General features: G+C 72.0%; 9 protein-coding genes and 1 pseudogene. 3 read left to right on the top strand and 7 right to left on the bottom strand.

Features of this window, described 5'->3' with window-relative positions; translation table 11 throughout:
* The first annotated feature begins 306 nt into the window (after window positions 1-306).
* Window positions 307-855, top strand: a complete 549-nt coding sequence (locus IF88_RS0137295; protein ID WP_158754838.1) for a hypothetical protein — start codon at window positions 307-309, stop codon at window positions 853-855.
* Window positions 856-865: 10 nt separating this feature from the next.
* Here IF88_RS0137295 and IF88_RS48790 read toward each other — a convergent pair whose 3' ends face one another.
* The 6 genes and pseudogenes from IF88_RS48790 to IF88_RS0137265 all read right to left on the bottom strand — a co-directional run bounded on the left by IF88_RS48790 (window position 866) and on the right by IF88_RS0137265 (window position 7,053).
* Window positions 866-1,261, bottom strand: coding sequence for a transposase (locus tag IF88_RS48790; RefSeq protein WP_234323844.1), 396 nt, complete (start codon window positions 1,259-1,261; stop codon window positions 866-868).
* Between the two features lie 111 nt (window positions 1,262-1,372).
* Complete coding sequence (locus IF88_RS48785; protein ID WP_234323845.1) at window positions 1,373-1,792, bottom strand: hypothetical protein; 420 nt, start codon at window positions 1,790-1,792, stop codon at window positions 1,373-1,375.
* Window positions 1,793-1,845: 53 nt separating this feature from the next.
* Window positions 1,846-2,058, bottom strand: a pseudogene (locus tag IF88_RS48780) (ISL3 family transposase); the annotation flags it as partial.
* A 1,240-nt stretch (window positions 2,059-3,298) separates the two neighbouring features.
* Entirely contained in the window at window positions 3,299-5,404 is a 2,106-nt protein-coding gene (locus IF88_RS0137275) for a xanthine dehydrogenase family protein molybdopterin-binding subunit (RefSeq protein WP_030723299.1), read from the bottom strand.
* Between the two features lie 39 nt (window positions 5,405-5,443).
* Window positions 5,444-6,451 carry an FAD binding domain-containing protein gene (locus IF88_RS0137270; RefSeq protein ID WP_030723297.1) on the bottom strand — a complete coding sequence of 336 codons (1,008 nt, stop codon included), beginning with the start codon at window positions 6,449-6,451 and terminating at the stop codon, window positions 5,444-5,446.
* Window positions 6,448-7,053 carry a (2Fe-2S)-binding protein gene (locus IF88_RS0137265; protein WP_078893387.1) on the bottom strand — a complete coding sequence of 202 codons (606 nt, stop codon included), beginning with the start codon at window positions 7,051-7,053 and terminating at the stop codon, window positions 6,448-6,450. The genes IF88_RS0137270 and IF88_RS0137265 overlap by 4 nt, the downstream gene beginning before the upstream one ends.
* Window positions 7,054-7,489: 436 nt before the next feature.
* Here IF88_RS0137265 and IF88_RS0137260 point away from each other — a divergent pair, with 436 nt between their 5' ends.
* Both IF88_RS0137260 and IF88_RS0137255 read left to right on the top strand, forming a co-directional pair.
* A complete protein-coding gene (locus IF88_RS0137260; protein WP_030723291.1) occupies window positions 7,490-8,854 on the top strand; it encodes an NAD(P)/FAD-dependent oxidoreductase in 1,365 nt (454 codons plus the stop codon).
* 884 nt (window positions 8,855-9,738) lie between these two features.
* Window positions 9,739-10,347 carry a DJ-1/PfpI family protein gene (locus IF88_RS0137255; protein WP_030723285.1) on the top strand — a complete coding sequence of 203 codons (609 nt, stop codon included), beginning with the start codon at window positions 9,739-9,741 and terminating at the stop codon, window positions 10,345-10,347.
* Between the two features lie 585 nt (window positions 10,348-10,932).
* Here the strand turns inward: IF88_RS0137255 and IF88_RS41540 are convergent.
* On the bottom strand, window positions 10,933-12,609 hold the full coding sequence (locus tag IF88_RS41540; protein ID WP_037808480.1) for a serine/threonine-protein kinase: 1,677 nt from the start codon (window positions 12,607-12,609) through the stop codon (window positions 10,933-10,935).
* Between the last annotated feature and the right edge of the window lie 161 nt (window positions 12,610-12,770).

Below are 12,770 nucleotides of genomic sequence, written 5' to 3'. Positions count from 1 at the left end.
CGGCCTGAGAGGCGTACTCGTCGATCGGCCGGGAGCCCCCACAGTCACACGATCAGGCGACATAGAAACGAACATCAAGTCACATATCGCCCTCTCAGGCCGCTGGTGGAGGCGATGCTGGCGCAGGCTGCGGAGTCGGTGCCGGCCCCCGGTGGGCTGTCGGGTGGCCTGGCCTTCGCGCGGAGGTGCCGTCCATCAAGGAGGTGTCGGCGTACACCCAATATTGGCTCTGACAAGATTTTCGTAGCCGGAGATCCTCATGAGGGCTGGTCGAGGGTGCCAGTGGGGCAGGGCATGATCCGGTGAATGAGCTACACACGGTGGACTTCGGATCGCATGTTTGTCTCGTACTGCCAGTACTACCTGCAGGGCGACGACTTCCTCACTGTTTACGACGACGCCGACACGGTCGGGCGGATCTTTGAGGGCAATAGCCTGGCGGCTGGAGGCCCGGAACACCTCACGGTGTTCGCTGGCACGCATACCGGCTGGATCCGCCTCACTACCGAGCAGTGCGCAGAGGAACCTCCTCCGCCGGGGCTGGAGTGGGAGACCGCAGTAGACGTGAGTATCTACAGCACAAGCGGAAATCTGCGACTGTTCCGGTGGGGTGGTGATGTGGAGGATGAGGCGGGGAATTTCGCGACTGCCGGCGAGGGCTGGTATCGAGTCCGGATTCAGGCACGCGGACGAGATGACGGCGAGGGTCATGAGGGCGACAGTCCGGTTGAGGAGCATTCCTTGAGCGTGTGGCCGGCACCCCCGCAGCCCGACGTCGTGCACCGTGCCGACGATGCCTTCGCCCGCACCACCTATGACCCCGCCCGGCCCCCGGCAGAGCCCATTCAACCGTGAGCGCGTTCGCCTACGGGCTCCTGATTTGCGTATCCGGTGGCCATTTTGACGGTGTGGTGGGCTGGTCCGCGTAGCGGCGGCGTAGGCGGGCGACCAGTACGACTCGGTGGCGAAGGAGTGGAACGCCGGCGCGGCCGCTCATGACGCGTTTCTGGAGCTTCACGTCGGTGATGCGGCCCTCGTTGACTCCGGAGTTGTAGGGGGTGGTGATTCCCTGGGCGACCGCGTGCCGGTCTTCACGCAGAGCGTTGGCGATGCCGGCGAGGGGCAGAAGTCCGCTGTTGGTGAGGTGATCGAGCCAGCCCAGCAGCGGTGTGGCGTCGCGGTTGTCGAGCATGGCGGTGAACTGACGGACCAGTTCGTGGGTGCGGTGGAGTTCCGGGCAGTGGTCAAGTAGCCGCCGCAGCCGCTCCGCCGTCTGCGGGGCGTGCCGGCCCGGGCTGGCGATATTCCAGCGTGCGGCTTCGCGTGGAGAGGGCGGTCGTTCGCGGAGCTCGTCCAGGGACAGGCCACGTCGTTAAGGTGCCAGGGCCATTTCCACGCGTTGGTAGTGGCCCAGGTAGCCCTTGCCAGCGAGTTCTTGGTGGAGGATTTTGGCGCTGTGTTCGCCCTCGTCCCAGCGTTGCTGCAGGTAGTCGAGGTGCGGATCCAAGGTTGACGGGCGGCGGGGAGGGCGGCGCATCACGTACTTGCGGACGGTGCGGCGGTCCAGCCCGAGTTCGCGTGCCGTCGCACCGTAGGGGCGGCCCGCATCCGTCAGCGCGTGGATGGCCTCGAAAAGCCGTTGGGCGTGCCGGCTGGCGGGTGTTCCTGCCTGGCTTCCGTTGTTGTCGAAGGAGGCTCCGGACCGGCCGGTTCGGGGGCGGGGAGAGCGGCGGGCAGGCAGCCGCGGTGGGGCGGAGGCGACTTCCTGAACGCGCCGGGACAGCCCTGCCACAGGTGAAAACGGTCGCTGACCTGGACGGCGTCGGGGGCGCCGTCGGCTATGCCCTGCCGGTAGGTGAGGGAGCCGTCACGGCAGGCGATCTCGACTCCGGGATGCGCGCGGAGCCATCGGCTGAGTTGTTCAGCGTCCCTGCCCTCCCAGAGAGTGAGTGGGAGTCGGGTGGTGGCGTCGATCAGGAGAGTGCCGTGGGTGTCGCCGTAGAGCGCGAAGTCGTCCACCCCCAGCACCCGGGGTGTGACCAGCGGCGGCAGCGGCATCCGGCCGGCCGCCGAGCGCCGCATCGGCGAGATGCCCGACATAGTGGCGGTGAGTCCAGTCGCTCAGGACACCGCACCCGATGCATCCCACAGGAACACGGGAGCGGGTACGAGCCTCGATCACCAAGACAGGACCGGAAGTATCAGCCGAGAACACCAGTAACCCGGCCAAGTGCGGAAATACTCTGACAGTTCAACAGAACACACCCAAAGGCTGCCCACCCCGCACACCAGGCGACTGCCCGCATCGCGACGATCTCCGGCTACGAAAATCTTGCCAGAGCCCCAATACCTGGCAGATACGACTTCGTGGGCACCGGTACGGGGACGGGCACGTGCTGCTGCGGAAACCCCGGGGTCGACGGAAACTTTACCTCAGCTGGGGGGCCCGGGCTGGGGTGGGTGGTCGTGGCGACGGGTGGGCTGGCCGCATTGGTCAGTGGAGCGGTGGTGCGGTACGGGCTGTGGCCGGCGCCGCGGGTGCTGCTCTGGGTGCTGGCGGCCACAGCCCGGCCGGCCGACCGACCGCTGGTACGTCCAGCTTCATCGCCGCGTACGGGACGGAGGCCAGCGTCCCCGCCCAGGCAGCGAACCGGACACGCCGCGGTACGGCGGACCGTGTTCGGACGGCCGTGCTCGGCGTCGTCCTGCTCTGGGGCCTGGTCTGCCCGTGGGGGCAGGACTTCCCGCGCTGGACGCTGTTCCTGCGCGGCCGTCGTGTGCCGCTGCTGCGGTGCGCCGCTGTCGCCGGCCGGGCCAACAACCAACTCGACGAGCCTGCCACCGCCCGCCTCCTCGCCGAACGCGGTGTTCCTTGGGCTCCGGACGTCGTGGTCAGTCCGGGAGGAGTCATCCACGCCACCGGGGTCGAACTGCGCGGGGAGTCCGAGGAACAGCTGACCGAGCGACTCTCCCGCATCGGCGACACGTTCCAGCAGGTCTTCCGCGCAGCCCGGACCCACCGGACCACACCCGCGGCCGCGGCCGCGGAACTCGCCGGGCAGCGGGCCCGCCAGGGAGCCTCGGCGCCGCTCACGGTGCGGTGCTTCGCCGGGTCTCACGGGCCGCCGGGCCGGAGAAGCCCGAACCGCCGACGTCCCGCCCGACAACGCAGGAGAGCTGACGGCATGACGGACCGCTGGATCGGAATGACCGTCGACTGCGTCGACGTCGAGCGGGTCGCGGCCTTCTGGGGCGCGCCGCTGTGTGGCAGGGCCGGCTCCGCGGGCGCCCGGTCACCTCAGTCGAGGGCCGCCAGGACGCGGTCCGGTGTGAGGGGGAGTTCGCGGATCCGGCGGCCGGTCGCGTGGTGGAAGGCGTTGCCGATGGCCGCCGCCGTGCCGACGATGCCGATCTCGCCGATCCCCTTGCCGCCCACCGGGTTGAGGTGCTTGTCGTGCTCGTCCAGCCAGTGCACCTCGATGTCGGGCACGTCGGCGTGGGCAGGGACGTGGTAGGAGGCGAGGTCGTTCTCGGTGAAGTCCCCGAAAGCCGGGTCCATGGTGCTGTGTTCGGTGAGGGCCATGCCCAGGCCCATGACCATGCCGCCGACGAACTGGGAGCGGGCGGTGAGCGGGTTCAGGATGCGGCCCGCGGCGAAGACGCCCAGGAGCCTGCGGACCCGGACCTCACCCGTGACGGTGTCGGCCTGCACCTCCGCGAAGTGCGCGCCGAACGCGTGCCTGGCGTACGGGGACTTCTGCTTGGCGGAGGCCGTCGTATCGGCGGGGACGGACACTCCGGCCTCCGGGATCGGGCCGGAGCGGCGGGCGAGCAGGGCGAGCAGGCTCGTGCAGGCGTCGTGGACCGCCCAGCCCCAGGAGGCCGTACCGGCCGAGCCGCCGGCCACCGAGCCCTGCGGCAGCGCGGAGTGCCCGATCTCCACCGTCACCCGGTCCAGGACGACCCGCAGCGCGTCGGCGGCGATCTGCGCCAGGACGGTGCGGGCGCCGGTGCCGAGGTCGGTGGCGTTGGTCTGCACGAGGTACGTACCGTCTGGGAAGGCGTGCGCCCGTGCCGAGGAGGGCGCGACGTACACCGGGTAGGTCGCGGCGGCGACCCCGGTGCCGATCAGCAACGGCCCGTCCTGGCGCGGTGTGCGGTGCGCGGCCCAGTCGAACCGTGCGGCCCCCTCGCGCAGGCATTCCACCAGATGGCGGCTGCTGAACGGGTGGCCGCTGTCGGGTTCTGCGTCGGGCTCGTTGCGGACGCGCAGCTCGACCGGGTCGATGCCGAGGGCGCAGGCCAGCTCGTCCATGGCCGACTCCAGGGCGTACATGCCGGGGCACTCGCCGGGCGCGCGCATCCAGGACGGCGTGGGCACGTCGAGGGGCACGACGCGGTGCGTGGTGAGGAGGGCGGGCGCGGCGTACATGACGCGCGCCGGAACGGCGGCCTGTTCGACGAACTCCCGGACGCGGGAGGTGTGGGTGGTGACCTCGTGGGCGAGGGCGGTGAGCGTGCCGTCCGTACGGGCGCCCAGGCGCACGCGGTGCAGGGTGGGCGCCCGGTGGCCGACGACGGCCGCGAGGTGGCGCCGGGGCAGGGCGATGGTGACGGGGCGGCCGGTGTGCCGTGCGGCCATCACGGCGAGGACGACGTGCGGTCGGGGGGTGCCCTTGCAGCCGAAGGCACCGCCGACGTGCTCGGAGACCACGGCGACGCGGTCCGCGGGCAGGTCGAAGAGGGCCGCCAGTGTGGAGCGTACCAATCCGGATCCCTGGCTGGAGTCGTACACGGTGAGGGCGCCGGCGTCGGCGTCCCACTGGGCGGTGGCGGCGTGCGGCTCCATGGGGTGGTTGTGCAGCGGCGGTACGGCGTACGCGCAGTCGACGCGCACCGGGGCTGCGGCGAACGCGGCGGCCGCGTCGCCCTTCTCGCGGTGGGCCGGATAGCCGCCGTTGACCTGTTCGGGCGTGTAGGCGGCCGGGTGGCCGGTGTGCAGCACGCAGTCGCGGGGCTCCGCGTCGTAGCGGACGCGGACGGCCGCGGCGGCGGCTCGGGCGGCCTCCGGGGTCTCGGCGACGGCCAGGGCCACGTACCAGCCGCGGTGGGGCACTTCGGGGTCCTGGAGCACGCGGAGAGTGGGGTCGTCGGAGGCGCCCAGCCGGGGCGCGTCGTAGGGCGTGAGGACGGCGAGGACGCGGGGCAGCGCGAGCGCGCCGGCGGTGTCGACGGCGGTGACTCGTCCGCGGGCCACGGTGGCGGGCACCGGCCATGCGTACGCCCGGTCCGGCAGGGCGTACTCGGCCGCGTAGAGGGCCTTTCCCGTGACCTTCTCCCGGCCCTCCAGGCGGGTGGTGGGGCTGCCGAGGGAGGGCGCCGGGGCGGCGGGTCTGGTTTCCATGGCGGGTCCTCGCGTTCGGGGGCGGGGCGGAGGGACGTTTCAGGAGCGGGAGCCGCGGGAGGGGGGACTCCCGGCGAGGGAGTTGAGCACGTCGCAGGCGAGGTTGCGGGCGAGGGGGACCTTGAAGGCGTTGTCGCGCAGCGGCTCCGCCGCGTCGAGCTCGGCCTCGACGGCCTCCCGTACGGCGCTCTCGGTGGGGGCGGCGCCCAGCAGCCGTTCCTCGGCGACGGTCGCGCGCCAGGGACGGTGGGCGAGCCCGCCGAAGGCGAGCGCGACATGACGGACACGCCCCCCGGAGATGTCGAGCACGGCGGCGACGGAGGCGAGCGCGAAGGCGTACGAGGCGCGGTCGCGGGCCTTGCGGTAGCGCGACGGGAGGCCGGCGCGGTCCGGCGGGAGCGTGACCGCCGTGACGATCTCGCCGGGCTCGATGACGGTGTCGCGTTCGGGTTGGTCGCCCGGCAGCCGGTGGAAAGCGGTCGCGGGCACCGTACGGGCCCCGTCGGGGCCCTGGAGTTCGACGCCCGCGTCGAGCGCGGCGAGCGCCACGGCCATGTCGGACGGGTGGGTGGCGATGCACCGCGGGGAGTGGCCGAGGACGGCGTGGTCCCGGTGGACTCCGTCGCGGGCGCCGCAGCCGGTGCCGGGCTCCCGTTTGTTGCAGGGTTTGGCCACGTCCTGGAAGTAGGGGCAACGGGTGCGCTGGAGCAGGTTGCCGCCGGTGGTGGCGACATTGCGCAGCTGGGGTGAGGCACCGGCCAGGAGCGCCTGGGACAGGGCGGGGTAGCGGGTGCGGACGAGGGGATGGAGCGCGAGTTCGCTGCCCCGTACTCCGGAGCCGATCCGCAGGCCGCCGTCCGCGGTCTCCTCGACGGAGCCGAGTGTCAGGTCGGCGAGGTCGACGAGGGTGTCTGGGGCTTCGACCCCGAGCTTCATGAGGTCCACGAGGTTGGTGCCGCCGCCGAGGTAGCGGGAGCCGGGCCGCGCGCCGTGGGCGGCGATGGCCTCGGGGAGGCCGGTGGCGCGCACGTACGCGAACGGCTTCACGCGCCCACCCGCCCGTCACCTGGAGCCTGGGCCTGGGCCTGGTCATGGTCCTGGGCCTGGGCCTGGTCATGGGCCTGGTCATGGTCCTGGGCTGGGGCAGCGGCCTGCGGGATCGCGGCCACGTCCCGTACGGCGTCCACGATGCGGGGGTACGCGCCGCAGCGGCACAGGTTGCCGCTCATGGCCTCGGCGATCCCGGAGCGGCTGAGGTCCGCGGCCCCGGGGTCGGCGGCCGCCTCGGCGAGCAGGCCGGCGGCGGAGCAGAGCTGGCCGGGCGTGCAGTAGCCGCACTGGAACGCGTCCCGTTCCATGAAGGCCTCCTGCAACGGGTGCAGGCCGCCCGCTCCGTCGCCGCCCAGTCCCTCCACGGTGGTGACCCGGGTGCCGTCGTGGGCGACGGCGAGCAGCAGGCAGCTGTTGGCGCGCCGGCCGTCGACCAGGACGGTGCAGGCACCGCACTGGCCGTGGTCGCATCCCTTCTTGGCGCCGGTCAGGCCGAGGTGCTCCCGCAGCAGGTCCAGGAGGGTGACCCGGTGGTCCACGTCGAGCTCGTATCGCCGGCCGTTCACGTGCAGCCCGACGCGGGAGCGGGTCTCCTGCATTGGATGCGCCACTGTTGCCCCTTTGTCCCGGAATCTCGATATACCTTCCCTCGGGATAACCGGCCGGGGCCGATCTCACACCTCCCGTGTGGGACAAGCGGGTGCGTGGCGGTGACGCCTGGGCGGCGGACCGATCCGGCAGTCCGTCGACAGGGCTGCGAGCGCAAGCGGCCGGCCGGCACGCCCGTCGTGCGGTCGCCCGGCGTGACCTTCAGCAGCGCGTACCCGGCATCCACGGCATCACATGGTCCCGAGACCTGGCCCAAACGGGCACTGCACTCCCGCGCCTCGGGGCGGCGCCATCCGGGGGCATCCGGGCCCGCTCGGTGGTCGTCCAGGCCCTCCGGATCCGGTCCGCCCCGGTTTCCGCGTGCATGGAACGGCCTGCCGGGGAAGGCGTGTCGGGGACCCGTACACCCGAGAAGGGACGGACACCATGGCACGACCGAGGATCGTGGTCGTCGGCGCGGGCTTCGCCGGCGTCTCCTGCGTACGCCGCCTGGAGCGGACGCTGTCACCCGGGGAGGCGGAGATCCTGCTGGTCACTCCGTTCTCCTACCAGCTCTACCTGCCCCTGCTGCCGCAGGTGGCCTCCGGGGTACTCACCCCCCAGTCCGTGGCGGTGTCGCTGCGCCGCAGCCGCCGTCACCGGACCCGGATCGTGCCCGGCGGGGCCGTGGGCGTCGACACCCGGGCCAAGGTCTGCGTCATCCGGAAGATCACCGGGGAGCTGGTGGACCAGCCGTACGACCACCTGGTGCTCGCGCCGGGGAGCGTGACCCGCACCTTCGACATCCCGGGCCTGGCGGAGCACGGCCGCGGCATGAAGACGCTGGCCGAGGCGGCGCACCTGCGCGACCACGTGATCGCCCAGCTCGACCTGGCCGACGCCGCCGCACCGGGCTCGGCGGAACGGGCCTCGCGGCTCGGCTTCGTCGTGGTGGGCGGCGGCTATGCCGGCACTGAGACGGCCGCCTCCCTGGAGCGGCTCACCACGAACGCCGTCGACCGCTACCCCCGGCTGGACCGGCGCGAGATCAGCTGGCACCTCGTGGACGTGGCCCCGAAGCTGATGCCCGAGCTCGGCGACCGGCTGGGCCGGGCAGCCCTCGACGTGCTGCGCCGCCGCGGCATCGAGGTGTCGCTCGGCGCCTCCGTCGCCAAGGCGGGCCCCGAGGACGTCACCCTCACCGACGGGCGCGTGCTGCCCTGCCGCACCCTCATCTGGACAGCCGGAGTCGCCGCGAGCCCCCTCATCGCCACGCTGGGCGCCGAGACCGCGAAGGGCGGCCGGCTCGTCGTCGCTCCGGACCTGCGGGTGCCAGGGGCGGACGGCGCTTTCGCACTCGGTGACGCGGCCGCCGTGCCCGACCTCGCCGGCGGTGGGGACGGTACGGTGTGCCCGCCCACCGCGCAGCACGCCGAGCGCCAGGGCAGGGTCGCCGCCGACAACCTCGTCGCCACGCTGCGGGGTACGCCGCTGCGTCCGTACGTCCACAAGGACCTCGGACTGGTCGTGGACCTCGGCGGCCGCGACGGCGTCTCCAGGCCGCTCGGCATCGACCTGCGCGGGATGCCCGCTCAGGCCGTGGCCCGCGGCTACCACTGGGCGGCGCTGCGCACCGGGGCCGCGAAGACCCGGGTGATGACGAACTGGCTCCTGAACGCCGTGGCCGGCGACGACTTCGTCCGGACCGGCTTCCAGACGTACAAGCCGGGGACGCTGCGCGACTTCGAGTACACGGACCACTACCTGACCCCGGAGGAGGTACGGGCCCGCACGGCGGCCGACGGAGGCTGACAGTTCCTGTGATGCTGTCGGGTGCTGTCTTGTGGAAGTTCACGAAGTGCACGCGGCCAGGACGGTGACGTCGCGCCCCCCGGAGGGCGGTGCGGCTCGTCCTTCGCAAGGACGGCCCAGTCGAGCTGGTACTCGGCCATCTGCGCAGCAGCACGAGCAGTTCCCCCGCATGGCCGCGGCCCGGGGCCCGCCGAACGGTCCGTCGTGGACGTGCCACTCGGTTGACGCCGGCCTGGACGAGCAGCTGCCAAGCCGACCCTCCTCGCCGACGGAGGATGCGTAGGCCACCAGGGGGAACTGCTGGGCCGGGAGTGGGACGAGCGCCGGTGCACCTGGGCGTACTGTGCCGCGCACTCCGTCTCGCGCCGCGCCCCCGGCACGATAGCCCTGCCGTCGGGATACACCGACCAGTAAGGCAGGGACATGCCTGCTCTGACCGCCGCCCCGTCGCGGGGGCGTGGCGGGAGCGGGGATGGCCCACCGACCGCTCTACACCGGCCCGTGCGCGGGTCCGTGCGCGTGGTATCCGCCATGATGCGTGTTTGGCAGGCCTGGTGGGTGTTCGTCTGCGAGGATCGTTACGCTGGAGTCGGGGGATCCGTTGTGAAGTGACGGCCCTTGCGGCTCCGCCCCGCATGCCCCCGGCCAGCACCCCCCCCGCTGGCCGGGCCTGCCCCGGCCAGCCCACCCCCCCCGGCTGGCCGGGGCTCTTTCATGCGGGGCAATGTCCGGGATTGCCCGGCGGCCGTTCTCCCGGTTCTTCACCGCCTGCGGTGCCGTCTGGCGGCGGGAGCCATGCCACTCGCTGCTGATTGGATCTTGCTCCGGAATGACGCATCGGTGAGAGTGCCGGTCTGATCGTTGCCGTACTCACGGGAGTCGTCATGCAGGTAGCAGTGGTCACCTTCGACGGGTTCAACGAACTCGACAGTTTCATCGCTTCCGCGCTGATCAACCGGTGCCGCAAGGACGGCTTGGAAGCCTTCATTACGACCCCGACGCCCCAGGTCACATCGATGAACGGCGTCGAAGTGACCGGGCAGCGCCCCATGGAGTTCGTGACCGAAGCCGACGTCGTGCTGATCGGCAGCGGAGTGAGAACACGCGACGTGGTCGCCGACGAGCGGCTGATCTCCAGGCTGTCGCTCGACCCCGCGCGCCAGCTGATCGGCTCACAGTGCTCCGGCGCGCTGGTACTGGCCCGGCTCGGGCTGCTGGTCGGCATGCCGGCCTGTACGGACAGGACCAGCCGGCCCTTCGTCGAAGCCTGCGACGTCACCGTGCTGGACGCCCCGTTCCACGCCGAGGGGAACATCGCTACGGCAGGCGGCTGCTTGGCGTCGCAGTACCTCGCCTCATGGGTGATCACCCGCGTGCTCGGGGAGAAGGCCGCGCGCGACGTCCTCGAGTACGTGGCGCCGGTCGGCGAGAACCAGGAGACCGTCGAGCGCGCCCTGCGTGCCGTCCACGCGAGCGAGGCCGCACTGCACTGACGCCCCGCCAACAGCCTGGCGACTGACCTCCGGCTTTCTTGGCTGCCGGCAGCGAGTCGATCTCTGTTTGGCGGCGGCAGGTGCGTTGGCCGTTGCAGGGCGGAGCATGCGGGACACCCCGGCACATGAACACAAGGGGCGCCCACTCAGGTGCTCAACTCGCCGCCGACTGATGGCTCGGCCTGGTGCGCTGGGAGAGCCGGCCTACGAGCAGTAACCATGGACAGGTTGCCGGCTCGACGGCTACCGTGCGCTGCTCTTCACCGCCACCACGGCGGGAGATCGGCTGTTGGCGCAGGCCCGGCGCGGGCGGCAGATCCAGGACCGGCTTCCCGACCTCGTCTGCGCCGCCCGGCAGCTGCCGGACGGTCTCTGCGGCGGCTTGTTCGGAGACCCGCGAGGGCAGGTGCAGGGAGGAGACGGCGCGGAACCCCGGGGGTAGAGCTCTGCTCACCGAACCGCAGCAGCAGCCGGCCCCGAGCACCCCCGGATGAGACACGCCCCGTACGTGACCACGCCGGAAAGCCCGGACACCGCCCCGGCCCGCGACCCGCAACTCACCCTCTGGTGAAGTGCGGATCGGTCTCAGCAGCGGGCGAGTGTGCCGCTCTTCAGGGTGGACTTGTCGCCGACCAGCCAGCCTTCGGTGCTCGTGCCCTCGATACGGGCGTAGATCCACTTGTTGCCGTGGGCATTGGTGACGTAGCAGTGGTAGTAGACCTTCACGCGGGACTTGACCGCGCTCACATACGAGCACTCCGCGTACGGTCCGGTGTAGAGGTGGGTTTCTTGGGCCGCGTACCCGTAGCCGTCGCTGCGGTTCGAGTGGGCCCAACCGGTGCACGCCGTCGACACCGGGACGGGCTCCTTCACCGGGGAGCTGGGCGTTGCCTTCGGCGAGCCGGACGGTTTCGTGGCCGAGCCGCCGCCACCGGCCGTTGGCGTGGGACCCGTCTGCCCGCCCCCGTCCTTCTTCGAGGGGGTGGCGGACGTCAGGTCTCCCGAGGAGGCCGGGTCGTCGGCCTTGTTACCGTCGGCGGCGCTGCTCGCCGTCGGAAGCGCCGTGTTCGACCCGCCACCGCCCGCGTCGCCCCGCGCGTCCATCAGGGCGTAGGCGACTCCGCCGCAGGTGAGGACGGTGGCGGCCGCCACCGCGACGACGGTGCGGGTGCGGCGGCCCCGTGTGCGGACGGGCGTGGCACGGGTCTCGGAACGGCCGCCGTGACCGTCGGGCATGCCGGGAGCCGTCCCGGGCAGCGCGGCGGCCGGCTGCGGAGGGGCGCCGTAGGCATCGGTCGGCGTGTAGGAGGCGACGGGCTGGGGGGCAGGCTGGGAGAACGGCGAGGCGGGGGGACCGAAGGCCGACGGAGGGACGGGCTGGGGGGCCGGTGCCGGCGCGAGGTCCGCCGTCCTGCCCCCGGCAACCGCCTCCAGCATTTCGCGCGCCCGCCCGGCGTCGGGCCGCTGCAGCGGGTCCTTGGCCATCAGCGCCTGGAGCACGGGGGTGAGCGGTCCGGCGCGCCGGGGCTCCGGGAGCGGTTCGCCCACGATCGCCGCCAGCGTGGACCACACCGACGTACGGCGGAAGGGCGAAGAGCCCTCCACGGCCGCGTACAGCGTCATGCCGAGCGCCCAGATGTCCGACGCGGCACCCGGTTCCCGGCCCTGTGCGCGTTCCGGCGGCAGATAGTCGAGGGAGCCGACGATCTGACCGCTCTGGGTCAGCTTGGCCAGGGCCTCGTCGCCGGTGGTCTCCATGCTGGCGATGCCGAAGTCGGTGAGTACGACCCGGCCGCTGCGCTCTAGTAGTACGTTGCCGGGTTTGACGTCCCGGTGGAGGACCCCGGCCCGGTGTGCCGCGTCGAGCGCGTCCATCAGCTTGGCGCCGATCGCGGCCGCTTCACGCGGGTCCAGTGGGCCGCGCTCCTCCAGCACGTCGTCGAGGGAGGGCCCGTCGACCAGCTCCATGACGATGACCGGCAGCCCCTGCTCCTCGACCACGTCGTGCACGGTGACCACACCGCTGTGCCGGACACGGGCGGCGGCCTGCGCCTCCCGCTGCATCCTGACCCGCAGATCGGCCAGTTCGGCCGGAGAGGCGTCGGTGTAGGCCCGCAGGACCTTGACGGCGACCTCGCGGTTCAGCAGCTGGTCCACCGCCCGGGCGACCACACCCATGCCACCGCGCCCGATCATCGCGGTCACGAGGTACCGCCCGCCCAGAGCCTTGCCGACCAGCTCCGCGCCGTTCGCCCCCGTCACCCGTCACGCTCCGTTTCGTCGCACTGTTGAAGATCCGCGGGCACCAGCGTAGGGGTACACGTGCGAGCGGGTTCGCACGGCCCGGCCGTCGGCGCGCAGGTGCACCTTCCAAAGCACGGGATCATCCAGACATCTGACGTGAGATCAGGACACCCGTACGG

It is taken from the genome of Streptomyces sp. NRRL F-2580 (genome assembly GCF_000720115.1).
Taxonomy (GTDB): domain Bacteria; phylum Actinomycetota; class Actinomycetes; order Streptomycetales; family Streptomycetaceae; genus Streptomyces.
This window is presented reverse-complemented; position numbering and strand designations above follow the sequence as displayed.